This is a genomic window from Maridesulfovibrio frigidus DSM 17176, assembly GCF_000711735.1.
Classification (GTDB): domain Bacteria; phylum Desulfobacterota; class Desulfovibrionia; order Desulfovibrionales; family Desulfovibrionaceae; genus Maridesulfovibrio; species Maridesulfovibrio frigidus.
This window is the reverse complement of the sequence record NZ_JONL01000005.1, coordinates 134,626-160,968: the sequence shown is the minus strand read 5'-3', so window position 1 is coordinate 160,968 and position 26,343 is coordinate 134,626. Positions and strand designations below refer to the sequence as shown.

General features: G+C 43.2%; 22 protein-coding genes and 1 pseudogene. 13 read left to right on the top strand and 10 right to left on the bottom strand.

Annotated elements, in window-relative coordinates:
• The first annotated feature begins 284 nt into the window (after window positions 1-284).
• The 3 genes from BR06_RS0111400 to BR06_RS0111390 all read left to right on the top strand — a co-directional run bounded on the left by BR06_RS0111400 (window position 285) and on the right by BR06_RS0111390 (window position 4,969).
• On the top strand, window positions 285-2,255 hold the full coding sequence (locus BR06_RS0111400; protein ID WP_031483056.1) for a hydantoinase/oxoprolinase family protein: 1,971 nt from the start codon (window positions 285-287) through the stop codon (window positions 2,253-2,255).
• An 18-nt stretch (window positions 2,256-2,273) separates the two neighbouring features.
• Window positions 2,274-3,842 (top strand): hydantoinase B/oxoprolinase family protein, encoded by a 1,569-nt coding sequence (locus tag BR06_RS0111395; protein ID WP_031483053.1) that lies wholly within the window; start codon window positions 2,274-2,276, stop codon window positions 3,840-3,842.
• Between the two features lie 338 nt (window positions 3,843-4,180).
• On the top strand, window positions 4,181-4,969 hold the full coding sequence (locus BR06_RS0111390) for a dimethylarginine dimethylaminohydrolase family protein (protein WP_235727714.1): 789 nt from the start codon (window positions 4,181-4,183) through the stop codon (window positions 4,967-4,969).
• A 6-nt stretch (window positions 4,970-4,975) separates the two neighbouring features.
• Here the strand turns inward: BR06_RS0111390 and BR06_RS0111385 are convergent, their stop codons facing one another.
• Together BR06_RS0111385 and BR06_RS0111380 are read right to left on the bottom strand one after the other, a co-directional pair.
• A complete protein-coding gene (locus BR06_RS0111385; RefSeq protein WP_031483050.1) occupies window positions 4,976-5,497 on the bottom strand; it encodes a shikimate kinase in 522 nt (173 codons plus the stop codon).
• Window positions 5,498-5,595: 98 nt separating this feature from the next.
• A complete protein-coding gene (locus tag BR06_RS0111380) occupies window positions 5,596-6,279 on the bottom strand; it encodes a methyltransferase domain-containing protein (protein ID WP_031483048.1) in 684 nt (227 codons plus the stop codon).
• A gap of 184 nt (window positions 6,280-6,463) precedes the next feature.
• On the opposite strand from BR06_RS0111380, the gene cbiQ reads away from it, so the two are divergent.
• From cbiQ to BR06_RS0111360, 4 genes are all read left to right on the top strand, one after another.
• Window positions 6,464-7,234 (top strand): cobalt ECF transporter T component CbiQ, encoded by a 771-nt coding sequence (gene cbiQ, locus BR06_RS0111375; protein ID WP_031483046.1) that lies wholly within the window; start codon window positions 6,464-6,466, stop codon window positions 7,232-7,234.
• Window positions 7,234-7,935, top strand: coding sequence for an energy-coupling factor ABC transporter ATP-binding protein (locus BR06_RS0111370; RefSeq protein WP_031483043.1), 702 nt, complete (start codon window positions 7,234-7,236; stop codon window positions 7,933-7,935). The genes cbiQ and BR06_RS0111370 overlap by 1 nt, the downstream gene beginning before the upstream one ends.
• A gap of 32 nt (window positions 7,936-7,967) precedes the next feature.
• On the top strand, window positions 7,968-8,369 hold the full coding sequence (locus BR06_RS0111365) for a 3D domain-containing protein (protein ID WP_031483042.1): 402 nt from the start codon (window positions 7,968-7,970) through the stop codon (window positions 8,367-8,369).
• A gap of 145 nt (window positions 8,370-8,514) precedes the next feature.
• Entirely contained in the window at window positions 8,515-8,850 is a 336-nt protein-coding gene (locus BR06_RS0111360) for a hypothetical protein (protein WP_031483040.1), read from the top strand.
• A gap of 82 nt (window positions 8,851-8,932) precedes the next feature.
• On the opposite strand, the gene BR06_RS0111355 is transcribed toward BR06_RS0111360, so the two are convergent.
• Window positions 8,933-9,328 carry a response regulator gene (locus BR06_RS0111355; protein WP_031483038.1) on the bottom strand — a complete coding sequence of 132 codons (396 nt, stop codon included), beginning with the start codon at window positions 9,326-9,328 and terminating at the stop codon, window positions 8,933-8,935.
• 91 nt (window positions 9,329-9,419) lie between these two features.
• Window positions 9,420-11,570 (bottom strand): Tex family protein, encoded by a 2,151-nt coding sequence (locus tag BR06_RS0111350; RefSeq protein ID WP_031483036.1) that lies wholly within the window; start codon window positions 11,568-11,570, stop codon window positions 9,420-9,422.
• A 601-nt stretch (window positions 11,571-12,171) separates the two neighbouring features.
• Between BR06_RS0111350 and BR06_RS20945 the strand changes: the two are divergent.
• Window positions 12,172-12,246: pseudogene (locus tag BR06_RS20945) on the top strand (pyrimidine/purine nucleoside phosphorylase); the annotation flags it as partial.
• Between the two features lie 451 nt (window positions 12,247-12,697).
• Here BR06_RS20945 and BR06_RS0111335 read toward each other — a convergent pair.
• The 3 genes from BR06_RS0111335 to BR06_RS0111325 form a co-directional block, all read right to left on the bottom strand.
• Window positions 12,698-14,866: an RHS repeat domain-containing protein gene (locus BR06_RS0111335; protein WP_031483030.1), complete on the bottom strand. Its 2,169-nt coding sequence runs from the start codon at window positions 14,864-14,866 to the stop codon at window positions 12,698-12,700.
• A gap of 212 nt (window positions 14,867-15,078) precedes the next feature.
• Complete coding sequence (locus tag BR06_RS0111330; protein WP_031483028.1) at window positions 15,079-15,567, bottom strand: hypothetical protein; 489 nt, start codon at window positions 15,565-15,567, stop codon at window positions 15,079-15,081.
• A gap of 39 nt (window positions 15,568-15,606) precedes the next feature.
• A complete protein-coding gene (locus tag BR06_RS0111325; protein WP_051677031.1) occupies window positions 15,607-16,221 on the bottom strand; it encodes a hypothetical protein in 615 nt (204 codons plus the stop codon).
• Between the two features lie 151 nt (window positions 16,222-16,372).
• Here BR06_RS0111325 and BR06_RS0111320 point away from each other — a divergent pair, with 151 nt between their 5' ends.
• Window positions 16,373-16,942 (top strand): tetratricopeptide repeat protein, encoded by a 570-nt coding sequence (locus BR06_RS0111320; protein ID WP_031483024.1) that lies wholly within the window; start codon window positions 16,373-16,375, stop codon window positions 16,940-16,942.
• Window positions 16,943-16,998: 56 nt separating this feature from the next.
• Here BR06_RS0111320 and BR06_RS0111315 read toward each other — a convergent pair whose 3' ends face one another.
• Window positions 16,999-18,429 carry an aminotransferase-like domain-containing protein gene (locus BR06_RS0111315; protein WP_031483022.1) on the bottom strand — a complete coding sequence of 477 codons (1,431 nt, stop codon included), beginning with the start codon at window positions 18,427-18,429 and terminating at the stop codon, window positions 16,999-17,001.
• A gap of 180 nt (window positions 18,430-18,609) precedes the next feature.
• Here BR06_RS0111315 and BR06_RS0111310 point away from each other — a divergent pair, with 180 nt between their 5' ends.
• Together BR06_RS0111310 and BR06_RS0111305 are read left to right on the top strand one after the other, a co-directional pair.
• Window positions 18,610-19,308: an AzlC family ABC transporter permease gene (locus BR06_RS0111310; RefSeq protein WP_034603014.1), complete on the top strand. Its 699-nt coding sequence runs from the start codon at window positions 18,610-18,612 to the stop codon at window positions 19,306-19,308.
• Entirely contained in the window at window positions 19,293-19,616 is a 324-nt protein-coding gene (locus BR06_RS0111305; protein ID WP_031483018.1) for an AzlD domain-containing protein, read from the top strand. The genes BR06_RS0111310 and BR06_RS0111305 overlap by 16 nt, the downstream gene beginning before the upstream one ends.
• 166 nt (window positions 19,617-19,782) lie before the next feature.
• On the opposite strand, the gene BR06_RS0111300 is transcribed toward BR06_RS0111305, so the two are convergent.
• Window positions 19,783-20,793 (bottom strand): asparaginase, encoded by a 1,011-nt coding sequence (locus BR06_RS0111300; protein WP_031483016.1) that lies wholly within the window; start codon window positions 20,791-20,793, stop codon window positions 19,783-19,785.
• 179 nt (window positions 20,794-20,972) lie between these two features.
• Complete coding sequence (typA, locus tag BR06_RS0111295) at window positions 20,973-22,814, bottom strand: translational GTPase TypA (RefSeq protein ID WP_031483014.1); 1,842 nt, start codon at window positions 22,812-22,814, stop codon at window positions 20,973-20,975.
• Between the two features lie 349 nt (window positions 22,815-23,163).
• On the opposite strand from typA, the gene thyX reads away from it, so the two are divergent.
• On the top strand, window positions 23,164-23,907 hold the full coding sequence (gene thyX / locus BR06_RS0111290; protein ID WP_031483012.1) for an FAD-dependent thymidylate synthase: 744 nt from the start codon (window positions 23,164-23,166) through the stop codon (window positions 23,905-23,907).
• Between the two features lie 1,074 nt (window positions 23,908-24,981).
• Window positions 24,982-26,331: a chromosomal replication initiator protein DnaA gene (locus BR06_RS0111285; RefSeq protein WP_084154113.1), complete on the top strand. Its 1,350-nt coding sequence runs from the start codon at window positions 24,982-24,984 to the stop codon at window positions 26,329-26,331.
• Window positions 26,332-26,343 lie beyond the last annotated feature (12 nt).

Sequence of the window (26,343 nt, the reverse complement as noted above, 5' to 3'; positions counted from 1 at the left end):
TTGTGTGGTTAACTTGTAAAAAATATTTGCCAAAAAACCAAAATATGTTGATGGAATTGAGATTTTAAAACCGCTTAAAACCGATAATTTAGATGAATAATTGAATTAATAATCTCTAAAATTAATAGTTATGAAAATTTTATACATGTATTTGTGCTAAAATAAAACCTATTAATTCAAGGTGTATTTGGTTAAAGTTCCATTCGTAATAAAGATGTTATTTGAATAATTAATACAGGCGTTTTGCTGATGAATTTTATTTTACATATATCGGAGGAGGTCCCGTGCTTATAGTTGGAGTGGATACCGGCGGAACTTTTACAGATTTTATTTATAAAGATGGTGAAACATGGGGAGTGCATAAAAGACTTTCAACGCCTCATGATCCATCAGAAGCTGTCATTAACGGGCTTAAGCATATTGCAGATGGGCGTAGAGTGCAGGTTGTACATGGGTCAACGGTTGCTACCAACGCGATACTTGAGCGTAAAGGTGTTAAGACTGCACTCATTACTAATGAAGGTTTCGAAGATGTTGTCCAGATAGGACGGCAGAACCGTTCGCAGCTTTACAATCTTTCGTTCTGCAAGAAACCGCACATTGTACCACCCGAACTAAGGTTCGGAATAAGTGGCAGAATTGACCAGACTGGTAAAGAAATTGAACCTTTTTCGGAAGAAAAAGTTAAAAATATACTTAACAAAATCAAAGAAGCAGACGTTGAATCAGTCGCTCTCTGTCTTCTTTTCTCATATTTAAATCCAGATCATGAAAACAGAATGCGCGACTTGCTATCCGAAGTTGGCGTGCCTGTGTCCGTTTCTCATGAAATTCTAGCTGAGTTTCGCGAGTTTGAGCGCACCTCAACTACCGTAATTAATGCATACGTCTCACCAAAAATGACACGCTATCTTACTTTTCTGCAAGAGTTCCTTGGCGAAGATTCCTTACGCATAATGCAAAGTAACGGTGGGTCTATTTCTGCTGAAACTGCAATGAACGAGTCTGTCCGCACAATTTTATCCGGTCCAGCAGGGGGCGCAGTAGGCGCACATGCCATCGGTAAAATGGCTGGTTACGACAATCTTATTACCTTTGATATGGGGGGCACATCTTCTGATGTCGCGCTCATTAACGGTGAACTTCCGCTGACTCTTGAGTCCGCCATCGAAGATTATCCTGTCAAAGTTCCTATGATTGATATTCACACTGTTGGCGCTGGTGGTGGCTCCATTGCTAGGATTGATGCTGGCGGGTCACTTACTGTCGGCCCTGAAAGTGCAGGAGCTGATCCCGGGCCTATATGCTATGGTAAGGGTAGTGAAATCACTGTTACTGACGCTAATTTATACCTTGGACGCCTTATTCCTGAGCATTTCCTCGGCGGCGAGATGTCACTTAAAACGGACAAACTGAATTCCGCAATGGAAGCAATGGCTACCAAAGCTGGCCTCAGTCCTATCGAACTGGCGGAAGGAATTCTTGATATAGCCAACACCAATATGGAACGCGCTATCAGAGTTATTTCGGTGGAAAGAGGGTTTGACCCGCGCGAATTTACCATGTTTTCATTTGGTGGAGCTGGAGGAATGCACTGCGCTTTCCTTGCAAAATTGCTCTCAATACCGAAACTATTTATTCCAAATAACCCTGGAATACTATCTGCAGTCGGCATGGTTATGGCCGATGTCATCAAAGATTATTCACTAACGGTCATGCGAAATCAGCAAAATACCACCGGTGATGACCTCGAAAACTTGTTCGCACCACTCGAATCTCAGGGGCGTGCCGCTCTCGAAGAAGAGGGCTTTGCGGCGAGTGATATCACAGTCGAACGGTTTCTAGATATGCGTTATCAAGGACAGTCTTTCGAAATAATTGTTCCTTTCGGCGGCGACTGGATCGAAGAATTCTCTCAGCTTCATAAGCATAATTACGGTTACCGAAATGATGCCAAGACCGTTGAAATAGTAAATATCAGGCTTAGAACTCGCGGAATGCCCGTCAAACCGGAATTCCCAGAAGCTTCAGCTCTTACGAAAGAAATGCCAAGTGGTGCGCTCATCGGTACTACCGAGACGGTTTTTGATTCAATAGCCATGGAAACACGCATTCTGGATAGAGATAAACTCTTGCCCGGTAACAAGGTTGATGGGCCTGCTATCATTATTGAATACAGCTCGACTCTGGTCATTCCGCCTTTTGCCAAGGGTTCAGTTGACGCCTACGGCAACCTAATTTTTGATATCGAATAATTCTGGAGGTATATTAGAATGAATGTGAATCCAATCCTCCTTGAGGTGTTCAAGAACAGGTTTGCTGCAATTTCCGAAGAAATGGGTGTAACGCTCACAAGGACTGCATTTTCACCAAATATTAAAGAGAGACGCGATTTGTCTTGCGCTGTTTTTGACAGCAAGGGTGACATGATTGCTCAGGCTGCCCATATTCCAGTTCATCTGGGATCTATGCCTTTGTCAGTTAAAAGCGCAATTGATAATGCGACCTTCAATGAAGGTGATATGGTAATGCTGAATGATCCGTTCAAAGGCGGAACTCATTTGCCGGACATCACTTTAGTTGCGCCAGTATTTTGTGGCAGCTCCGACAAGCCTGATTTCTACGTTGCCAACCGTGCGCATCATTCGGATGTAGGCGGTATGGCCAGTGGTTCAATGCCGCTTTCCACCACTCTCTATCAAGAGGGAATAATTATCCCGCCAGTAAAAATAGTTGAAAATGGCGAAATAGTTCCGGGCGTAATGGCACTTATTCTGAACAATGTACGTACCCCCGATGAGCGTGAAGGCGACTTCTCCGCACAAATTATGGCGAACATCACAGGCGTTCGCAGGCTGAATGAACTTATTTCTAAATACGGTCTCGAAAAAGTAGATTTCTACGCATCAAGTCTTAACGATTACGCAGAAAAAATAACGCGCCATACAATCGAATCCATTCCAGATGGAGTGTACGAGTTCACCGATTACATGGATGGCGACGGTATGGATTGCGTAAATGTCCCAATTTCCGTGAATCTCGTAATTAAGGGTGATACCGCTAAACTCGACTTCACCGCATCAGGTGATCAAGTAACAGGCAGTGTAAATGCCGTGCGCTCAATAACATTGTCTGCAGTTCTTTACGTTTTCAGATCTCTAATTGAAGGCGATGTACCAACTAACGCAGGAATTTTGCGTCCTCTAGAAATCATCACCCGCAAAGGTTCAATCTTAGACGCTAATTTCCCCGCCGCGGTAGCCGGAGGAAATGTCGAAACGTCCCAAAGAGTCGTCGACGTAGTGTTAGGCGCCCTAGCCCAAGCAATTCCTGAGCGAATTCCCGCAGCCAGCCAAGGAACAATGAACAACATGACCATTGGTGGCATGGATGAACGCACAGGCAAGCCCTTTGCCTACTACGAAACGCTAGCGGGAGGCATGGGCGGTTCTGCTAGTTGCAAAGGCGAGCATGCAGTACATTCTCACATGACCAACACATTAAATACTCCCGTTGAAGCTCTAGAATATAGCTATCCGTTCCGAGTAAAAACTTACTGCGTTCGCAAAAACACAGGTGGAGCAGGATCTTCTCCCGGTGGAGACGGACTAGTGCGAGAAATAGAATTACTATCAAGCTGCGAAATAACCGTCCTATCGGAACGCAGATTAAACGCACCCTACGGATTACAAGGCGGAGGCAAAGGAACACCTGGCCGCAACGTATTAATTCGAGATGGGAAAGTAATCGAAAAGCCCGGAAAATTCCACACGCCTCTCAAAAAGGGCGATATTATACGCATAGAAACCCCAGGCGGAGGCGGCTGGGGGATATCAGATTAAGGGAGAAGGCCTTCGGCGACCAGAGGAGACCCCTTTTCTCAAAAAGGGGTCTCCCTTCTGGTCTCTCTCTACCAAAAACTTTTTTAGCGGGTTTGCTCTTTGGGGAAAGAGTTGGCCCGTTTTTTTTATGCAAATATTTTGGTGATTTCGTTTTGAGGTTTGGGTGGATTCGTATTAAACTTAAGAATTACAAAATTTGTATGTGACTAATCTAGGATATGACTTAACTCGAAAATGATTAAATTTGCATAGTCCTAACTCTATAAAAGGTTCTCGTGCCGCCGGAGGCATCTCACCCTCAATCTTAAAACCCCGTTAGGCCGCTGGAGGCAAATACCGTGAATAATATATATAAGAATGCGCTAGTAAGAACTCCAGCTCATAATTTGGGTCATGGGTTGACTGAGGCGGGCCTTGGCTGCCCTGATATGGAGATTACTCATGCTCAGCACCGCAGGTACATTGAGTATTTGAAAAGCAAAGATATTGCTGTGACTATTCTTGATGCGGTGGAGGAATTTCCTGATTCTGTTTTTGTTGAAGATACGGCTGTGATGATACCTGTTGCTAGTGGCGGTGTTGTTGTTTTTTTGACTTGTCCGGGCGCTAAATCGCGGCGCGGTGAAGTGGAGCAGATTCGGACTTCTGTTTCTGGTGTTGCCGATGAAGTTTATCAGATGGACGGGGAAGGCCTTATGGAAGGCGGCGATGTGTTGCTTATGGATAAGACTTTTTTTGTGGGTATCGATTCGCGCACTAATTATGATGGATTTGGACAATTTGAGAAAGTTGCGGGTGGGTTTGGCTATAAGTGCGTGGCGGTTCCTTTTGATAATGGAATGCCGCATCTTAAGACGGAATTGTCTGCGCTGGATGGTGATACTTTGATTATGAGTGAGCGTTTTTCCGGTCGTGAGGAGTTTTCTGGCTATAAAAAGCTAGTTGTTCCCAGTAGTGAGGTATATGCGGCTAATTGCCTGTTTGTTGGACGTGGGTTGCTTGTTCCGGCCGGTTTTCCAGTAACGGCGGAATTGCTTGATAAAAACGGGTTCAGCCCAGACTATATTGATATGTCTGAATTTCAGAAAATGGACGGCGGGCTGACCTGTCTTTCTTTGCGCTGGTAGCGAGGATTATATCGCAACTTTTTCGAGCGTGTCCTGCAAAATTTCATCATCACTTTGGTCGGAAAGCACTATGTGATGTGCGGCATTCATGAAGCTCGGTTCGAATCTATTTAACATTAGCGAAATCTGTTCACGCGCATCTTCTGATCTGTCTGTTGCGTTCAGCAGTGTCATGAAATCACTCATGATGTAGAGAACTTTACCGTTAGCTTGTAGCTGATTACGATTTTTTTCAGAAAGTGCAGCTCCGCGCGGCAGGCTTACGACCTGATTATCTTTTTCAGCCATTTCTAAAATTGCAGGATTACCATCACCGCGTTTTATGATGACAAGTTCCTTACCGAGTTTATCAGCAACTTGAGCTGCAATTGATCTTCTCAGGTCATCATTTAGCGCAAAGATAAAAATATTGCCGGAATCCCGCCCACCTATGATAAAATCTTTATCTGCACCATTGGTGTGAACGGCTTGTTTAGTCGCGTCATTAACTTCATACTCAATATCTACCATTTCGGTGGTACTTACCATTATATATGCTCCTGATGCGGGTTGTTTTATGTTGCTAGAAAACATCTACTCATTAAAGATGAGTTCGGCAATACTGAGCGGCCGCTCCTAAACAAAAGTTAATCTTTTTTAATAAAGTGAACAGTGCGTTTGTACTGTTCATCATTAGGAAGTTCCTTGGATAGGTATGTTACTTCCCAGTTTTCGGAGAAAAGGCCCTTTGCGAAATCCAGTAGGTTGAAGAACCCTTTTTCGATCTTTGCTTGTGGATACATTTTCAGGAAATCTGCTTCAGGCATACCGAAATGTCTTTCAACCAGATAGAGCGGGCGGAAGGTCAGGAGCATTTCAGATTCACTTCTGCTTTCAAGCCCTTTTAAAATCGGGATTAAGTATCCTTCTGATATGTTTATTTTACCGAGAATATCTATGAGCATTCCCATATCGAAAGTACGGGTGGCTGGTTCTGAGGCGAAGTTGCATGTTTCAAATTCTACATCTTCAATACTATAGAGTGCGGCTAGTTTTTTAGCTCCGGTAATGACCTTTGGCTCCATGTCATATCCGACAACGGTTTTTGCGCCCCGTTCGTGAGCATAGAAAGTGAAATGCCCAAGGTTGCAGCCGAGATCGCATACTGTTTTGCCGGTAAAGTCGAGATCTGTAAATTCGGGATCTATGCCATCGATATCGTGCCCGACTCCTTTGCTCAGTTTATTGCTTTCAAAGTCGTATAGCGGTCTCCATATTTTGTCTTGTCCCACTTCTTCTACGATCTTTTTTATGTCAGCGTTTTTGGTCATTTTTTGATCTCTATTGTTTGGGTAAGGTGATTGTATCAATTATTCGTTTATATAATATTCATCGCTTAATGATAAATTTGAATTACTCTATAACTGTATTGCATTCTTAACTCAAGAACCTGATTCGGATTGCATGAATTTTTAAAGAGTGTTACTCAAAAATCCTTAATCAGGAGTTAATTTTTTGCAGCAGATAAGTGAACCTTTTGTTTCTGGTGAATCATTAATTCACGCTTCGCATCCCGGATTTCGGGTTGTTTGTGCGTTGCTTTTTTCACTTGTCGGGGCGCTTGTTCTGTCGCTTTCTGCTGCTATCGCAGTGTTCTTTGCAGGGCTAATTTTCGCAATATCTGCCCGTTTGCCGATGCTAAGCCTTTTGAAAAGGCTGCTATTCGTGAACGGTTTTATTGTTTTTCTATGGTTATTTATACCATTCTCCCGCCCCGGCGATCCTGTTTTTTCTGTTGGACCTTTCACGGCCACTGCCGAGGGCATAATTTACGCCGCCGTTATTACTTTGAAATCAAACGGGGTTGTTCTGGCGGTCACTTCATTGCTTTCTACTATGCCTGTGCAGTTAATGGGAGCTGGAATGCAATCTGTGAGGTTGCCGGATAAACTTTGCCGTCTGTTTTTATTCACTTGGCGCTATGTGCATGTGATGGGTGAGGAATTCGGTAAAATGAAACGTGCTGCGACCATGCGCGGTTTTGTGCCTCGCAATAGTATTATGACTTACCGGACTTATGCATGGCTCATGGGCATGCTGCTTGTGCGGAGCTGGGATAGGGCGCAGGTCGTTTGGCAGGCAATGCTTTGCCGTGGTTTTACAGGTAAATTCCATACATTGAACTCCTTTCAAGTGAAGGGAAGAGATTGGGTACTTCTTGCTGTTACAATATTTTTTGCAAGTGCCGTTATTGCTATTGAGCTTTATAAAGTTGAGGTGTTTTAGTGAGTTTTCCGATTTTTTCATTGCGTGACATTAATTTTGTCTACCCCGGCGGGAATGAAGTTCTCAAGGGTGTGGATTTTGAGCTTAAAGCTGGCGAAAAAGTCGCGCTTACCGGTCATAACGGTAGCGGTAAAACCACTATGCTCCATATTATTATGGGACTTTTGAAGCCAACTTCCGGTCAGGTTTTGTTTAAAGATCGGGAAATGAAAACCGAGAAAGATTTTAGAGAACTCCGCAAGGGGGTGGGGCTTCTTTTCCAGCAGGCCGATGATCAGCTCTTTTGTCCTACAGTCATTGAAGATGTGGCTTTCGGGCCCCTTAATTTGGGCAAAAGTCCGGACGAAGCTCGTGAAATTGCAAAATATGTTCTTTGCCTGCTCGGTCTTTCGGGGTATGAGGAAAGGGTGGCATATCGTTTGTCCGGCGGGGAGAAAAAGCTTGTGTCGCTAGCCACTGTGCTTGCAATGCAGCCTGAAGCTCTGGTGCTTGATGAGCCTACGAATGATCTTGATCCGTCTATGCGCGATCGTCTTGCAGATATCCTCTGTGAGCTTGAGGTTGCTATGCTGGTTGTTTCACATGATCTTAATTTTTTGAAGCGGGTGACAGCTCTTGAGTATTCCTGTCATGATCAGGCAATATACAAAGAAGCGTCAATTTTCAGATCTGATGTCACCCCTTCGGACTGCAAGCTGTAGTTTTTACCATTTAAAATGACGGGGAGATGTATATGTCTAAGTTGAAACCTCTTTTACTTATTGTTCTGGCTTTGTTTATGTTCGCAGGTTGCAATGAAGCTGATGATACTGTGACTATGAAAGTGGCCGCGTCTGCTTACACTTCGCACGTAGATCAGACTTCTTCTACTCCATTTCTTGGCGCTTGGGGCGACAAATTAGTTCCCGGTGTGAAATCTATTGCAGTATCACGAGACCTTATTCCAAAAGGGCTTGGGCATAACGCTGTCGTTAAGATTGAAGGGCTTGATGGCGAATATCTTGTTAAAGATAAAATGAATAAACGCTGGACCGACAAAATCGACATTTATATGGGACTTGATACCAAAGCAGCTAAAGATTGGGGTAAGCGCGAAGTGACAATTACCTTCAAGAAGCCAGAGCCGAAGAAATAGTATTTGCTTTTAGTAATAGATCATTTTAAAGCGTGTTCCGGTTCGGGGCACGCTTTAAAATTTTTGCAGCGGATCGCACGCCCCCCTTGTTAGAGCCATACCTATTAAATTTGTAATGATCGAAGTGATATTTACGGAGACAGACTTGAGCGAGCGCAAAAGAAATCCTCAGCAGAGCATTCGGGCACATTGTTTATGGTGCATGGGTGGCAGTTCTCAGCTTGTCAGAGAGTGTGAGGATGAGAAGTGCGCTCTGTTTGATCTTAGAGGGCCGAAGGTGGACGAAACCGAACGGGCGTGTTTGCGTACGATCCGAAGACATTGCCTCGCCTGCACCGTTGGTGACAGACAAGCTATCCGTGATTGTCATGAAAAAGAATGTGTGTTGCGTCCTTACAGGTATGGGGTTCATCCTCGGACCATAAAGAGAAGGCAAAAAAGAAAGCTCGAGAAGAGTCATCTAATGCTGCCGGGTATGTGATTTTTTTGTCGTCAGAGTTTTGGTTTGTATGTTTATATATTTGAAATTAGTTCTTATTTTCAGTACTTTAGATTGCTTGCTGTTATTTAAGCAATCCGAAAAGAGTCATTTCTTCCAGCACCTTTTGTTTGGTAAGAGGCTTAATTATAAAACTTGTGCCGTTACCGCGAAAGTATGCTTCAGATATCTGTTCCTCTTCATCCTCCACTGTCATGATTATCGGGATTTCTTCACTGAGTCCAAATCCTAATTTCTGCTCAATTTCGCGTATTTGCCGCAAAGCGTGTGGGCCGTCTTGTGCGTCTACTTTCGATTTAATGAAAATAGCGTCGAAATATTCGTTGTTTTTAAGAGAAGCAGTGAAAGCTTTAACCGCTTCATCTCCGTCACGGACAGTCTGGCACTGCCCGTGGCTTTCTATTATATTTTTGATGATTTCACAGTGTAGATGATTATCGTCAGCAATCAGAAATTTCATGCGCAGCCCCTAGCTAAAACCGTACTGTAAATTAATGGTTATTCGCTCTATACCACCGCTAAGGAGTTGGGTCTAGCTATGAAATTATATGTTATCTATCTGATTCTTTCATAGAAAGAGCAATTCTTTTGCGTTTAATATCAACTTCCATAACTTTCACTTTTACAGCCTGCCCGGGGTGAACAAAGTCGGATGGGTTTTTCACAAAATTATCAGCCAGTCTACTGATATGTACCAGTCCATCCTGATGAACTCCCACGTCAACAAATGCTCCGAAGTTGGTTACATTCGTCACAATTCCATTCAGTAGCATGCCTTCTTTAAGATCTTTTACTTCTGTGACTGACTCGTCAAAGCTTACCATTTCAAACTCTTTGCGCGGATCACGGCCCGGCTTTTCGAGTTCCTTCATAATATCTTCGAGTGTAGGTAGTCCCAAATCCTCTGAAATGTATTTCTTGAGATCAATTTGCTGTCTTAGTTCGGGCGATTTGATCAGCTCTGCAACTGTGGTTTTCAGGTCTTTAGCCATGAGCGCGACAGTTTTATATCTTTCAGGATGAACAGCCGTCTCATCCAGAGGATTTTCGCCGTTTCTGATGCGTAGGAAGCCCGCACACTGCTCAAAAGCTTTAGGTCCGAGGCGTGGCACTTTTAGCAGTGCTTTGCGTGATGCAAACGGACCGTTCTCGTTTCTCCAATTGATAATATTGGTGGCGGTTGTTGAGCCTAGTCCTGAGACTGACTCAAGAAGTTTGGCGCTTGCAGTATTTAGCTCTACGCCGACCATATTAACGGAAGATTCGACTACTCTGGTTAAGCTTTCGGCAAGTTTTTTTTGATCAACATCATGTTGATACTGTCCCACTCCAATAGATTTTGCGTCGATTTTAACAAGCTCAGCCAGCGGGTCCATGAGCCTGCGCCCGATGGAAACTGCGCCGCGCACTGTGATGTCATAATCTGGAAATTCTTCTCGCGCGATGGCGGATGCTGAATATACGGAAGCTCCTGATTCGTTGACCATTATGATTGGCAGTGAATCTGGTAGGTCCAGTTCTTTAATGAACTGCTCGGTTTCGCGTCCGGCAGTACCGTTGCCGATGGCAATTGCTTCGATGGAGTATTTTTTTACGAGAGCGACCACTTTATCTGCCGCTTCCTTCTTTTTACCACCGGAAGTAACGGGGTAGATCGTGTCGTTATGTTTAAGGCTACCTTGTGCGTCTAAGCAGACAAGCTTTGCGCCTGTTCTAAAGCCGGGGTCCAGAGCAAGAATATTCTTACTGCCAAGCGGCGGAGCGATGAGTATTTCTCTGAGATTTGATGCAAAAACTTTGATAGCTTCGTCGTCAGCTTTTTCGATGAGCTTGGAGCGTAGTTCTGTTTCCATTTGCGGGGCAAGGAGACGTTTGTAGCTGTCAATTCCTGCCTTCTCTACCTGTTTTGATGCAGCTGATGTAGACTTCACAACGCGGCTACTAAGAACGTCAAATCCTTCTTCTTCGGGGGGACGAATGGATACTTTTAAAAATTTGTCTCTTTCACCGCGAAACATAGCAAGGATGCGGTGTCCGGCTGCCTTACGAGCAGGCTCGGTCCAGTTAAACCAGTCTCTAAATTTGGATGCTTTGTCTTCAGAATCAGCCGCAAGAGCAATCTTGGTGGCGCGTGATTCAATCTTTGCTTTGCTCTCAAATAGTGAACGCACAGCTTGGCGCAGACCCATATTTTCAGAGATCTTTTCTGCTATAATGTCACGCGCTCCGGCTAGGGCGTCATCAATGTTTTCCACTCCTTTTTCAGGAGATATAAAATGCTCGGCCTCAGCTACAGGGTCACAATTTTGCGCAAAAATTTTAACTGCAAGCTGTTCAAGACCTTTCTCTACTGCGGCTTGGCCTTTAGTTTTGCGTTTGGGCTTGTATGGAAGATATAAATCTTCAAGCTGGCGCATGTTACGCGCTTTATTTATTTTGCTACGCAATTCGTCATCAAGCTTTCCCTGTTCTTCAATGGAACCAAGAATGGTTTCCCGTCTTTTATCCAAATCGATGAGTTTCCCTAAAAGGTCACTGACAGCTTCAACTGCGACTTCATCCATGCTGCCCGTAGCTTCCTTACGATAGCGTGAAATAAAAGGAATAGTTGCGCCTTCTTCAAGAAGAGCAACAGTAGCTTGGACGTTTTTGCTTGAAAGATTCAGGTCAGCAGATATGCGGGAAATATTGTCGTGATTCATTTATTTAGCCGTGATTAATAGTTGTTATGTTTAGAGGGGTACTTTCTCTTGTTAGCTGTTTGTAGTCAATGATGTTTGGTAGGTATTTTATTAAAGGGTCGGGAGTAATGAATCTGCCGATGATAGGATCGTATTCACGATATCCGAAATGAACCAAGCTCGTATGTTATCTGCTAAACCTATCTGCTAATTATCCAAATCCATTACCTGCAGCATCTTTGCGAACCTGCACGAGTTGTTCAGGCCTACAATATCTCTCGCTAGGACGCAGGAAACAAAACAACCCCGCACCGAAGCACGGGGCCATTGTTAACAGCTAAGTCAGTTACAAGATTATTTGTCCTTTTTGTCTTCTTTCGTATCTTCCATGTGATAGACCCAATGGGCTACCACGAAACCAGGGAGTATGGAAAACCAGAAATCTAATGTGAGTCCAACCAATGAGTTGCTCAAGAGACTACCCACAGCAAATACCCCATTGATGATGCCTATAGATATCCCTTTCTGTTTATTAGTTTCCAGCACGGCTGCTCCTTTTGTTATATAGCTTAGCAAGGACGTTTCTTACCATAACAAGTCAATAACAGACTGAGAAAGTTTTGATGTTTCCGCCAACTCGAAATTCAAACTAATTGTCGAAGAACTCGCTGACTACTGCTGTTCTTATATCGATTAATTCAATATTTTAAGCCCATCTTGTGGAGGCAAGGTGGGCCATCACAGCATCTTTGCGATCCTGTGCGAGTTGTTCAGGGCTACAATATCTCTCGCTAGGACGCAGGAAACAAAACAACCCCGCACCGAAGTACGGGGTCAGTTGGTGTTCTAGGGGAGCTGATTTATCGTTTTACAGTTAAGGCATTTATATCCTTCTTTTTTGAACAGGTAATAAAGTCCTGCTGCGGCAAGAAGACAATTGAAAAAATAATCATTGTTTGGATCAAGGAGTACAGTCCAGATAGATAAACCTACTGCTGCTAATAAGTACATATATGCTGAAGCTCGTTTTGGAGTTACATGATATTTTTGACCACAGCTTGAACAAGTTATCTCTTTGCCTGAACGAGATGTAAAGATTAATAACATGATTGTATAGCATATCAAAACAATAGATATAATTATGAATTTCATTTTATAAAATCTCTTTTATGTGTTTTAGTTTTCGCACTAGTAAAAGCTCCGAAGATATCGTCCAAGTCGTTTCTATCGACATTGGCTTTGTCAGAGAGTGCTTTAGTACCAATTGTTTCTAATAATCCCAGTGCAGCACCATAAAATGCTCCTGTTACTCCTGCAGCAAGAGTTCCGCCGGGACCTAACGGTCTTCCATAAGAAATCCAGCCTGCAGCTCCTGTAACACCTCCCTTAAGTGCTCCTTTACCGAAATCTAGAAGTGTCAAATCATTTTTGTTTTTCTTGCCTTTTTTGCTGGCAATAAGAGCCGCACGTCGCTGCTTGTCTCGGCGCTCTTCGTCAGCACGCGCTTGACGATCCTTTTTAGTCTTTTCATCAGCGAGTTTTTCCACGCGAGCTTGATGCGCCTTTTTTTCAGCGAGCTTTTCCATTTCCCGAGCGTTTTGTACGCTTGTTTTTACCGCATTTTGAGTGGGATTTTTACTGCTTGTTCCGCCATATTCTGAACCAAAATCTTTTCCAACATAATCACTAAAGCTTGGCCCAGCATAACCGGTATAACCAGAATAGCCACCGAGATCTGAGCCAGCAGAACCACCCGTACTTACTCCACTGTAGCCAGAATAACCACCGAGTTCTGATCCAGAGGAACCACCCATGCTTACTCCGCTATAGCCAGAGTAACCACCGAGATCTGATCCAGAAAAGCCACTTGTCCCGTCATCCCCTGATCCGAATTCGCCAAACAACCCTGTTCGATCCACAAAATTAATAGGGTCATCGAGGCAATAACCATAAACATCCACATCCCCGCCAGCTAAACCAATCGGATCAGGAGTAATGAACCTGCCAATGCGAGGATCGTATTCGCGATATCCGAAATGGACTAAGCCTGTATCTTTATCTGCGAGGCCTGCAGAGAATCCCACACAGGTGTCAAACTTCTTCTTTGTATCGACAAGTAGATTGCCAAACGAATCATATATAACTCGTTTTAGCTCATTCCCTTTATCATCCGCAACCATAAAGATTGTTCCGACCTGATCCGTGGCGAAAAGATACTTCTTATCTTGGTAAATCATACCGATCGGATCACCTTCTTCGTCATACTTAAAGATCTTCGCATTATTGCCTTTCTCGTCAGCGACTACCAGCAATGTAGTTAGATCCTGCCACAAATAAGTCTCAACAATCTTTCCGTTCACTGCTTTGGAAGTCCTCTGGCCGACAGGATTAGAAGTATACTCTATTCGCTTACCATCCGGTAGAATGACTTCACATAGCGGCCCTGATTCTAAGTATGAATATTGAGTAATTTTACCAAATTCATTCTTCGAAACCAAACGTCCTTTGTCGTCGTAGGTATATTTAATTTTAGCAGTTTTCACGAGTTGCAGGTTGTCATTGTAAGTATACCAATGCGGTCTCACACGACTGGTTTCAATCGCGACCCTTTCGCCATATTCACCATAACGATAATCCTCGGTGGTATTGCGATCACAATAAACATTTTTAAGCCTGCCTTCGCCATCATACTCATACCTGTATTCGATTTTTATAGGATAAACATCAAATGACCGCTTAATGATTCGCCCATTGTCATCCCTTTCGAGGTCAAGCTTGGCAAAAGATTCATCCGTCCCCGGAATCATAAAAGGTTTGGACTGAAATTGCGGTACAGCTTCCATATCCACAGAATCGCGTTCCAACTCATCATGTATAGACTCACCAGTTCCAGACTCCGGTTGTCTCCGCTGATTTCTCGCTACTTCGGACATCAATTCTTTGCCGTATGGAGTGTTATGTAGATCCTTAACCAACTCCAATTCAGGGTTACTCAGCATAAAATTGGTGTGGACCTGAGATTTAGCTTTTTTACGTGTTTCTTTGAGCTCTTCCATCTCGCTATATCTGCGATCCCAGAGAGCCTTGCGTTGCCCTTTTAGCATTTTAGGATACATTTTTTCGGAGTTATTAAACTCGGAAAAAAAGCGTTGCTGATAATTTGCATTCGGATCAACGCCTAATTCCATCGGCTCTACGATCTCATACAACTTTTCAAGTTTCTCCTCTGGTTTCATAGACTTATGATACAGTATTTCACCCATATTAAGTTCGCTCTGCTCTTTCTTTCTAAGATAGTAGCCATCTAAAATGTCCATACTAATTCTCTATAATTTTTTATCCGCCTCGCAAAACATCCAGACCTATTCTGGATTTCGCGCGGCAAATTGTTTAGATTCATATGGAGAGAATATCGTTTAGGCCGGACCCGAATCAGCCGACTCAGGTCCGGGCTGGAAAAAAGACAAAAAAAAGACCCCCGACACATGATGCGTCGGGGGTCTTTTTTGATAAGCTTATTAATTGTTAACTATTCTATGCCAGCTTCTTCGCGTTTAAGATCTTCTGGAGAAAGGGACCAAAACGGTGCTCCGTCCTTTGTCAGGCGGAACTTGTACTTGCGTTCTTCTCCGGCCTTTAGCTTTGCAGCCATGTATTCAAATCTGTCATCAATTTCGACTAAAACTCCGTATACTTTGACTGTTGCTCCGGGTCTCAAATCTGTGATGCGCGGCTCAACAAAGTCTTTTGGTCCGAGATGTACGAGCACTTCCTCGCCATCTTCTTTATCTTTAACTATAATAGCGACACCTTCGGCCATGCCGTCCAACGGTGTTACGTCAGTGATCTTAATCAGTCTTCCTTTGAAAACGTCGCGATCAGTGTTGTCGTAAAGTTTGTCATATTTTCCACCTTTCTCCCATCCTTTGATATCTATATCGGACGCAAAGGCTGCTGTGGCAAATAGTGCGATCATACAAAGCGTTGTCATTAATTTAAGGCTGATATTTTTTACCATCTACAAACTCCTTAATCTTTTAGTATGTATAATTGTTTGTTATTTTGCTGCTTCTGGCTCAACAGACTCTACCGGTGTGGGGAAAAGCCATTCACTTAAGGTTAGCAGAGTGATTTTTTTAGCAGACCCGAAAGCCTTTCCGCGACGGAAATCTGTTCTAATAAACTTTATGGTCATTTTTCCAGATTTCGCGTCAACTAAATAGAGTCTGATATAGTCAGATCTTGAATAGGAAGAGCCCTCATTTACAGGGCCGCCATTATCTGCACTCATATCATATAATAAGGCGCAATCTGCATCTGTCTTGCTCAAAATTTTTAAAACATCGTCTATGTTCGGCACATATCGGCCATATTGTTTTCTAATCCATAGCTTTTCAGTGTCAATCCCCTCAAGAAGAGGAACATCGCCCCCATTTACAGGGTAGGCTGACCATGCGAACTTGACTGTTTCTGCTTGTTTGCAGGCATCTTTTATCGCCTGCGTCATGGTCCATCGGTATTTTGTTGTGAAATCCATTGTGTCCGTTTTCCAAGGAAGCAGGGCCACATTATACGTTTTGCCTCCAGTCTCAAAAGGGGTCGCGTATTTTGCCGCAGATTTACAAGAGGTGAGTGCTAAGAGTGTAATCAGTACCAACAGTATTTTTTTCATTATTAATCCTTAAAAATTTTATTTCAGATTGCCAGCTTTTTTAATTTAACTTGTGGAAGAGAATAAGTCTACCACTGAGGGGGATATACCACTTGGCCCCGGGGGGATTTGTAGTTATGGTCGGCCTTGCTTGAAATTTGGAGGTATAAATATGTCCGGCTCAAAAAAGCCTCAGAAAATATCCCGTAGAGGTTTCCTCTTCGGTGGTTTTAGAAAGAAAGATGATAAAGAACAGCTTAACAGTGCCGCAAAACCTATTGCAGCCACTGAAGTGGATCTTGATGTTCTCGCAAGTGCTAATGTTGCATATGAAAACAAAAGATACGTGGAAGCTTCCGAAAAATATAGAGATTTTATTAAATCAGAGCCTCATAATGCCAATGCAAGAAAGCGTTTCGGGCATAGCCTGTATATGAGCGGAAAGTATATTCAGGCTAAAGTTGAGCTTGAAAGATCTCTTAAAATTCTAGGCGAAGACAACTTTTCCGCTCTTTATTTAGGGCTGACTTATTGCCGGATGGGCAAAAATGAAAAAGTTTTAGCCGTATGGAAAGGATACTTTAATCCTGAAAAAATTAATATTCAGCGCGAGGTTAATTTACAGATGGCACTGATTGAAAGTGACCCTGAATTTCCTCTGGCAGAAGCTGCCGATATGGTTGAAAAAGTTCTGGGTGAAACTTTAGAGCAAGGCGAGGCTGAATCTCAAGCCAAAGCGTAAGTCTATTTTTCGAAAGTATCACTTAGGGCGTTTGGATATGATCTCCCTGTGCCAACTTACTCCATAGCCAGTTCGCCGAGCCTGCGGACTCCGTTTTGAATTTTATCGGACCAGAGAGCCCCGCTGCTGAGTCTTATGTAGTTTGAAAATGCGTCGCGCGTCGAAAATACGGCTCCCGGCACTATTCCTATTCCTTCCTCACGAGCTTTGAAAAATAGTTCTACTCCATCTATATTAGAAGGTAGTTCCACCCATAAAACTGAGCCTCCTTTTGGATCGGTAACCTTTGTGCCATCTGGAAATGACATGGCGATTTCTGTACGCATCTTACCCATTTGATCTTTCATTGCAGAGCGCAATCTTTTCAGGTGCCGGTCAAAATGTGCTTCGCGTAGATAACGCGCGACAGCCATTTGAGTGGGGGAGGCACATGATACATTGGTGGTCGCTTTGACTTCCATCGCCTTGTCCTTAAATCTGCCGGGTGAGAGCCAGCCAATACGGTATCCGGGCGCTATGGTCTTTGAAAATGAAGAGCATAGCAATACGCCTCCGTCTTGGTCATATGATTTGAAGGTGCGAGGTCTGGTTTCGCCAAAGAAAAGATCTCCGTACACATCATCTTCAACGAGTGGAATATTTTTTTTAGCCAGTATTTCTACTATTTCTTTTTTTGCCGCATCTGGAGTGAGTCCGCCGTCAGGGTTATTGAAATTGGGCGAAAGAATGCAGGCTTTAATGTCAAAAGTTGTTGCCGCAGAACCTATGTCCTCTGGATTAATGCCGTCTTCAGGACATGAAGGTATTTCTATTGCGCGCAGGCCGAGGCTTTCCACTAGTTGCAGAAAGCAATAGTAAGTTGGCGCTTGAATCAGCACTAAATCGCCGGGGCGGGTAAGTGTTCGCAGTGATATATACAGGGCTTCCATCGCTCCTGTTGTGATGATCAAATCATCGGCGGTTATGTTTGATCCGCAGTCTACTGAACGGAATGCTATTTGTCTGCGCAGTTGCAGGTTACCTGCGATTGGTTCATAATTAACAGATATTTCAGGGTTTTCCCTAATTGTAGCACACATTATCTTAGCAAGCTGCTTGGTGGGTAACAATTCACTGCTAGGGCAGACAACTCCTAGCGGGAGCAGATTCTTGTTGCCGACTGTTTCAAGCGCGGTTTGAATCAGTTTACTTTTTGTGACGGTGTGTGGTTCAAGATTTTGAGCTATTTTAGCTGACGGGGTGGGTATTTTGCGAAACTCGCTGCGCACATAATAGCCGGACCTAGGGCGGGATTCAATTAATCCGCGCTTTTCAAGCTCTTCATAGGCGTGACTGACCGTTGAGATGGACACTTTTAAATTTGTGCTCATCTGCCGGAGCGATGGCAGTTTATCGCCAGGAACTAGGTCTCCCGCTTCGATATGCGTAGAGATTTCCTGCTCAACTTTTTTGTATCTGTATTCGCCTTCACCGCGCTGAATATTCATAATACGATCCTGATTTTTAAATCTGTTATGATTCAGATTTGTATAAACTGTATCTGTACTGATGTCAGAGTTTGTGTTCTTTTGCAACCAGCTTAAAGAACAGTTTCTAATATCAGTTTATTTGATTCCGCGAAGTTCTATTGAATATTAATGTTAGTGGAGGTAGGTGTGGAAACCACAATGAGTTCCCAAAAAATTAGATTTAACGGCGCGCTGATGTCGGCCATGAAACAGGCTTTACCTATTGTATTAGGTTTTCTACCTGTCGGCTTTGCTTATGGAGTTCTTGCTCGTAAGACTGGGATTTCTATCGATAACACTGTGCTGATGTCTCTGCTTGTATTTGCAGGATCTGCGCAGTTTATTGCGGTTGGATTGCTTGCTTCCGGAGCGTCTGCCATGTCTGTTATCATTACTACTTTCGTGGTTAATCTCAGGCATCTTCTGATGTCTGCGGCTCTTTCTCCATATCTACGTAAATGGTCTAAACTCGAACTTGCCGCTTTCGGATTTCAACTTACGGATGAATCTTTTGCTGTGCATTCAACTAGGTTTGCCAAGGGTGAAGTCGGTAAATCCGAAACTTTTCTGATCAACAGCATTGCTCAGCTTGCATGGGTAGGCGGGACTGTGCTGGGTATAGTTTCAAGCTCGTTAATTTCGGATATTAAACCTATGGGGCTCGATTATGCTCTTCCGGCGATGTTTATTGCTCTACTTATATTTCAGGTTAAAGATAAGACGCATGTCGTAGTCGGAGTAATTACCGGACTTATTTCCACCGCATTGGCTCTTGGCGGAGCGGGGCAGTGGAACGTCATAATCGCAACATTGATCGGGGCCAGTCTGGGGGTGGCATTGTCATGGACCAAAAAATAATTTTCTTTATAATAATCGGAATGATGGTTGTAACGTACGTACCGCGCGTATTGCCTGTGCTTGCGCTTAGCTCACGAGAATTGCCTCCCGTAGTGGCTCGCTGGCTAGGATATGTGCCTACTGCGGTATTATCTGCGATGCTTGTCCCCTCACTTCTCGCGCCCGAAGGTGTGATTAATTTGGGCTTCGACAATATTTATCTGTGGGTGGCGATACCAACCTTTGCTATAGCAATGTTTACGAGAAATTTTTTCGGGACGGTTGCCGTCGGCATGGGGCTTGTTGCCGCAGCGCGTTACTTTTTTTAAACTGAAAGTTGAGTCTTAAACGGTTTGATTCTTATACATTAAAAAGCCAGAGGAATTTATTTCCTCTGGCTTTTATATTTTAAGCGGTTGTCTAACGTTCTGAAGAATCCCACTAGGCATCAATTTATAGGTCCCATATATGTTGGGAACCTCGTCCTATAGTTAGTTAAACACTTTCTTCTGCGAAAATAGTTTTAATCTGCTCAGCAGGGCAATTGCTTCCGATCAAAAGCTGAAGCAGAATGGTTGCTTTCAGCGCGGAAAGTCCACCTGCAGTGATTACACCTTTTTGCTTCAAATTTGCAGCGCCACCTTTGTAAGCATAAATGGGCCATACTCCGCCCTCTACGCATCTTGTACATAGGATAACATGTACGCTGGCTTCTAAGCATTTCTCGATGCCTGACACTAGTTCCGGTGGTGTGTTGCCCGCTCCGAATCCCTCAAGCACTATCCCTTTTACGTCTGTTTCTAATAATTTTTCGAGTATTGTTGAATTCATTCCTGGATGACAACCCACCAAGTGCACGTTGTTATCTACGCCTGTCACGGGGAACGTGAACCTAGGACGCCTGCCTGAATTAGCGCGGGTCAAAATTACTGATTCTCCGGCAATAAAACCAATTCTACCTGTGTTTTGCCCGATAAAAGGATCAACATTAAGGGAGCTGGATTTAATGGCGTTTTTGGCCGCAAAAAGTTTGTCGGCCATTTGGATGATGACGTCTGTTCCTTCGGGCGGCGGGAGCAGGCAGACCCTTACGGCATCTACTAGATTGCGTATGCCGTCATAGCCTGATTCATTGAAATAGCGCATGGCTCCGGTGAGTATTACCGGTTTTGGAGAATTGACTGTTAGGTCCAGTGCGTAAGCTGTTTCCGACATGAGGTCTGTTCCGTGTAGAATTACCGCACCTAGAACCTTATCTTCCGCGAGATATGCGTCAACATCTCGAGATAGCTGAAACATTTTTTCAGGAGACATGTGCGGGCTTGGAATATCAGACCATAGCACCGGACGTATTTTAATATCTTTATCGTCAGGAGTGATTTCAGAAAGTAATTTGTTGAAATTGTCGTCAGGCACAACTCCGCCAGCTTCGGGGCTTTCGCTCATTCCGATAGTGCCGCCGGTGAATATAAGGACAACTTCGTTTGAAATATTATTTTGGGCCATTTTATTGCTCCATGAATTGATTCTATTCTCTTAAGCAAGTCAGGTAGCGCAGGAAGCTCCGCTTGGCAATGAAAGTTTATAGTGGCCGATTTATAGCTATAAGCTGAATACTGTTTCGCACAAAAAAGCCTCCCGGAATATTAATCCGGGAGGCTTTTATCAATTCAGTAGTAAGCTGACTATTTCTTTTTCTTAAGTTCTTTACCGCGGGACATGTGGCGTTTCGCGTTGGAGAGCTCTGCTTTACGAATTCTGATAGACTCAGGTGTTACTTCGATCAATTCATCATCAGTGATGAAATGCATTGCTCTTTCAAGAGACATCGGTCTGCATGGAGTAAGAATGACAGCTTCATCTTTACCGGATGCGCGCATGTTGGTGAGCTTTTTCTCTTTAGTAGGATTGATATTGATATCAGTATCCTTGTTGTGCTCGCCTACAATCATTCCTTCGTATACAGGATCGCCAGGTCTTACGAACATTTCGCCGCGAGGCTCAAGGTTGAATATAGCGTAAGCTACACCTTTACCTGCACGGTCAGAAACAAGAGAACCTGTGTAACGTGAAGGGAAATCACCTCTGTAATCGTCGTATCCGGCGAATAGAGTATTCATGATTCCAGTTCCTTTAGTGTCAGTGAGGAACTCATCGCGATAACCGATAAGGGAACGTGATGGCGCGGAAAATTCCATGCGAACACGGCCTTTACCGTTATTAACGAGGTTGTTCATTTTTGCTTTTCTGGAAGAAAGTTTTTCGGTTACAACTCCCATGAATGCGTCTTCACAATCGATGAAAATCTGTTCCATTGGCTCAAGCTTCTTACCGTCTACTTTTTTGTAGATAACCTGAGGTCTTCCGATGGTCAGCTCGAAGCCTTCACGGCGCATTGTTTCAATTAGGATAGCAAGCTGAAATTCGCCGCGTCCTTTAACTGTGAAACTATCTCGGTATTCGCTTTCTTCGATTTTAATGGCAACGTTCAGTAAAGTTTCTTTTTCGAGTCTTTCACGAATTTTAGAAGACTGAACGAGCTTGCCTTCAAGGCCAGCCATTGGGGAAGTATTAATTCCGAAGCTCATGGATACTGTTGGTTCATCAACAGTGATTCTTGGAAGAGCTTTAGGAGCTTCTCTTGTACAGATAGTATCACCGATGGTGACTTCGTCTAGGCCGGAAACAACTACGATATCACCCGGATTGGCGATATCTGTTTCGTGAAAAGTCACACCATCGTAAGTCTGTACTTTGGTAAGTTTAAGAGAAACGACATCTCCATTTTCATCAATACGAACAAGAGGTTCGACTTGTTTGGTGGAGCCGTGAATTACTTTACCGATTGCGAGACGTCCGAGGTAGTCGGAGTATCCGAGGTCGGAAACAAGCATCTGGAAAGGTTCATCTGCATCGTAGGAAGGACCAGGAATATGTTCGATAACCATATCCATAAGAGGATGTAGGTTTTCACCTTTTTCTTCGAGAGTGTGCTGAGCGATTCCGTCTCTGCCGATTGCGTACATGACAGGGAATTCAAGCTGCTCTTCGTTAGCATCAAGGTCGATGAATAGGTCGTAAATTTCGTCAAGAACTTCGTCAGGGCGGGCGTCAGAGCGGTCAATCTTGTTGACAACAACGATGACTTTTAGGCCAGCTTCGAGAGCTTTTTTTAGTACGAATCTTGTCTGTGGGAGTGGGCCTTCAGAAGCATCAACTAGAAGGATTGCTCCGTCAGCCATGCTAAGGGAACGTTCAACTTCTCCACCAAAGTCGGCATGGCCGGGGGTGTCGATGACGTTAACTTTTGTGCCTTTCCAGTCAACCGCACAGTTTTTAGCTGCAATGGTAATTCCGCGTTCACGCTCGAGGTCCATGCTGTCCATTAGTCTGTCGTCGACTTTCTGGCCTTCGCGGAAGAGTCCGCTTTGCTTGAACATGCCGTCAACCAATGTTGTTTTACCATGGTCAACGTGCGCTATGATAGCGATATTTCTGATTTTATTATTAATAGTAAGTGTAGTCACGGGTTCCTCCGGCGCGCGGCCCGTGCAAACCATACGTCCCTTTTAGGGGGCGCAGTATTAATTAAGGTTGCGGAAGCTTAGCGGACGGTTGTTTTATAGATTAGGGTCGATAAGACGTGGTTAGTTAGGGGATATTGGCGGAAGTAGCAAGCAAAAAAATAATAAAAAAAGTTGCATATGTGTAACATCTTGATTTTATGGCTAATGCAAGTGCTAGATATTAAGCATAAACTTGAGGCTTGTGAGGTACTCTTTCGCGCTTGCAAACCTGATTTTTATTGAGGCTTGGATTGCTATCTTGCAGCCCAGAGTCTTTTACTTTATGACATGTTCATATTGGAGGAGCGACATGCCAGAGAAAGATTTACGAGTAGAATTGTTATCGATGACACCTAATGCCCTAGAACTGATTTATGCATCGTTCAGGCAATGTTATTATGCAGGTTTTTCTGCGGATATGTGGCCTAAGTTAGTGAGCGGGGAGATTGCAAAAGAAAAACAGGACTCCTTTGTATCCACTATTTTGGAATCTGGTCACGACAGCCCTATTGAGCACGTGAGCTTTACTTTCGCCATAGAGGGTATCTCAAGAGCTTGCTCTCATCAGATAGTACGGCACCGTATTGCTTCCTACTCTCAGCAGAGTCAGCGTTACGTGACGGAGAGTGACATGGATTACATTATACCTCCTGCCATAAAGAAGATTCCAGAAGCCCGTGCGCGCTTTGAGAAATTTATGGAAGAAGTTGGATCTGCATATAAAGATCTTAGGGAAATCCTTGTCGACGCCGGGCGCGAAAGCAAGGCCAATGAAGATGCTAGGTTCGTTCTTCCTCAGGCTGCGGAAACAAAAATTGTAGTTACAATGAATTGCCGTTCGTTAATGCATTTTTTCAATTTGCGCTGCTGCCAGAGAGCACAGTGGGAAGTCCGTATTATGGCGGATAAGATGCTTAAGCTGTGTAAGGAAAGTCTACCTGCGATATTTAGGAATGGTGGCGCTAAGTGTGAACAGTTGGGTTATTGTCCTGAGGCTGAAAGGTTTGCCTGTGGTAAATATCCTACTCTTAAGGAACTAATTGGAAATAAATAGCCCTTCATTATATATAGCATGCTCAAGGTTTATTCCGTTTTAATTAATCTTGATTACTCTTTATTTGTTTGCATGTGATGTTTTCTCATTCTTTTAATTCTTCCTATACGACTGTTTTTAAGTAAAAAATCTGCTCAGAGTTCTGTGCAGATTTTTTTATTTTGTTTTTTATAGGCTTTTTTAAAATTTTAGGTGTGTGTCCTTATAGACGAGGTTCTTAATCTTGCTCTAATTGCCTTTTTTTGCCTATTTTAGGGAGAAAGGAGTCTTGAGAGTGAGTGTGGGGACTTGCTTACATTTCTATGTCTCTCGGAATTAGTCGAAATGTTTGTATTATTTTATTTAATAATTTTTTTGCACACTAAAAGTCATTTTTCTAGACTTTTTTTAGTAAGTTTTTGCCAATTTTGTTCAATAATTCACACTGAATAAATGGGGGAATAGGTTGTAGTAAATAAATCTTTAGAAAGTAAAAAAAACTTTTAAAACTTTTCAATAAATTGTTTTAAGCTGAAAACCTTCTCATCCTTTGATTTGTCTACCTCTACTAAAGTCAAGAGATCTTAAAGTTAATAAAATCAGAGTGTTATGAAATGTTCTAAATACGAATAGAGGCTAGCCCTTTGTTTTAGAGGGTTTAAGAGGTGATTATTTAAAGTAGAATTTTTATAAGAATAGATTAAAAACTGCGTTATAACTTAAAATGTTATTTAAAACAGTGGTTTGTCTGTTTTTATTTTTGAATAATAGTAAAAGTTCATAAACGTAATAATGGGACGATATTTACTGCTCAGTGAGCGATAGTTCGAAATTCTTTGAAAAATGGAGATTTCTTGATCATGTCCTGTTAATAAAGTTTTCAACAGGTGTTTAAAAGTTTACTGTTGACACTCGGGAAGCATTGAAAACCATGGGTTTTCCTCAATACCAATATCCAGACATAAACGCTTGGGTTAGAAGAAAGTCTTTGTAATACAGTAGTTTAAGCTGTAGAAAGAGAAGGGGTAAACATTCGCTGGTCAGAGGTCTATTGCGAGTTGATGGAAGCTTGCAGTTTATCTTAGTTATCGCTCCATGATGACAGACAGCTGGAACAAAATTTTAAATTTTCTTGAGAAAGGGCTAAACCCCGGTCTATTCAAGGTTTGGATCAAACCTTTGACGGCTGAGGTTAGCAATAACTCCATTAAGCTTTACGCTCCTAATGAATTTGTTGCTGCATGGGTTAGAGACCGTCTTATAGATAATATTACTGAAGCCGGGACTCAGGTCCTAGGGACTTGCCCTAAGATTGTTGTAGGCGTTAATAAGGTCGCGGCAAAGCCCGCTGGACTTATTAAACCTAGAGCATCAAGACAAGTGCAGACCAGCATGGGACTACCCATGATGCGTCCAGCTGTAACTACTAAAATGCCTCGCTGGAGATTTTCATTCGACGATTTTATTGTCGGTGATTCTAATCAGCTTGCGTGTGCGGCGTCACAATCTCTTTGTGACAACTCGTTGCCTGGTGATCAGCTTTTTCTCAGCTCCACACCCGGACTAGGAAAAACTCACCTGCTTCATTCGATAGGTAAGGGACTTTGTGCTTCAAGCAATAAAAAACACGTATCTATTGCTTGTCTTACTGCCGAAGAATTTGCCAACAGAATGGTTATGGCTTTAAAAGCTGGTGAAATATCACGCTTTAAATCTGAATTTCGTGAAAACGTTGACTGTTTGCTTCTTGAAGATGTTCATTTCTTCCAGGGCAAACATAAAATGCAGGATGAAATTCTTGAAACTTTGAAAAGTCTGCAGTTGCGCGGCTCCAAAGTTGTTATGACCAGTTCTTTTTTACCGCGCGAACTTGAAAAGGTTGATCCTCAGCTAGTTTCACGGTTCTGTTCTGGGCTTTTGGCAGTAATTGCCACTCCTGATTTCGAAACCAGAAAACGCATTGTACAGAGCAAAGCAATCAAGCTTGGAACTCAGGTGCCGGATTCTATCTCAAGTCTCCTTGCTGACCGAATTACGACTGATGTAAGGCAACTGGAAAGTTGTTTGCAGAACCTTGTATTGAAAGCCAGACTGCTCAATAAAAATTTGACGCAGGATTTAGCATGGCAAGTTCTCGAAAATTATTCCTTGGAAAATACAAATCCAAGCTATGATTCAATCGTTGAACATATTTGCCGTTCTTATGAGCTTTCAGCGGATCAGCTTCGTTCCAAGAGTAGGAAACGCCAAATTGTTCTTGCCAGAAATACAGCCTTCTTTCTCGCCCGTAAACATACCGAGCTTTCTTTGAAAGATATCGGTGTAAGACTCGGACGCAGACATTCCACAGTTATCAAAGGTATCACAAATATAGAACGGGAAATTTCTTTGCAAACTCCTCTCGGAAGGCAGTTGCAGGATACAGTCGCACGTTTGACCCCATAAAATAGCTTTAAG

Bases quoted from the DNA above. Each gene is read 5' to 3' on its own strand.
- BR06_RS0111395 (WP_031483053.1), top strand. From the start codon at position 2,274: ATGAATGTGAATCCAATCCTCCTTGAGGTGTTCAAGAACAGGTTTGCT.
- BR06_RS0111385 (WP_031483050.1), bottom strand. From the start codon at position 5,497: ATGGTAAGTACCACCGAAATGGTAGATATTGAGTATGAAGTTAATGAC.
- BR06_RS0111380 (WP_031483048.1), bottom strand. From the start codon at position 6,279: ATGACCAAAAACGCTGACATAAAAAAGATCGTAGAAGAAGTGGGACAA.
- BR06_RS0111365 (WP_031483042.1), top strand. From the start codon at position 7,968: ATGTCTAAGTTGAAACCTCTTTTACTTATTGTTCTGGCTTTGTTTATG.
- BR06_RS0111355 (WP_031483038.1), bottom strand. From the start codon at position 9,328: ATGAAATTTCTGATTGCTGACGATAATCATCTACACTGTGAAATCATC.
- BR06_RS0111350 (WP_031483036.1), bottom strand. From the start codon at position 11,570: ATGAATCACGACAATATTTCCCGCATATCTGCTGACCTGAATCTTTCA.
- BR06_RS0111335 (WP_031483030.1), bottom strand. From the start codon at position 14,866: ATGGACATTTTAGATGGCTACTATCTTAGAAAGAAAGAGCAGAGCGAA.
- BR06_RS0111330 (WP_031483028.1), bottom strand. From the start codon at position 15,567: ATGGTAAAAAATATCAGCCTTAAATTAATGACAACGCTTTGTATGATC.
- BR06_RS0111325 (WP_051677031.1), bottom strand. From the start codon at position 16,221: ATGAAAAAAATACTGTTGGTACTGATTACACTCTTAGCACTCACCTCT.
- BR06_RS0111320 (WP_031483024.1), top strand. From the start codon at position 16,373: ATGTCCGGCTCAAAAAAGCCTCAGAAAATATCCCGTAGAGGTTTCCTC.
- BR06_RS0111315 (WP_031483022.1), bottom strand. From the start codon at position 18,429: ATGAATATTCAGCGCGGTGAAGGCGAATACAGATACAAAAAAGTTGAG.
- BR06_RS0111310 (WP_034603014.1), top strand. From the start codon at position 18,610: ATGAGTTCCCAAAAAATTAGATTTAACGGCGCGCTGATGTCGGCCATG.
- BR06_RS0111305 (WP_031483018.1), top strand. From the start codon at position 19,293: ATGGACCAAAAAATAATTTTCTTTATAATAATCGGAATGATGGTTGTA.
- BR06_RS0111300 (WP_031483016.1), bottom strand. From the start codon at position 20,793: ATGGCCCAAAATAATATTTCAAACGAAGTTGTCCTTATATTCACCGGC.
- thyX (WP_031483012.1), top strand. From the start codon at position 23,164: ATGCCAGAGAAAGATTTACGAGTAGAATTGTTATCGATGACACCTAAT.
- BR06_RS0111285 (WP_084154113.1), top strand. From the start codon at position 24,982: ATGATGACAGACAGCTGGAACAAAATTTTAAATTTTCTTGAGAAAGGG.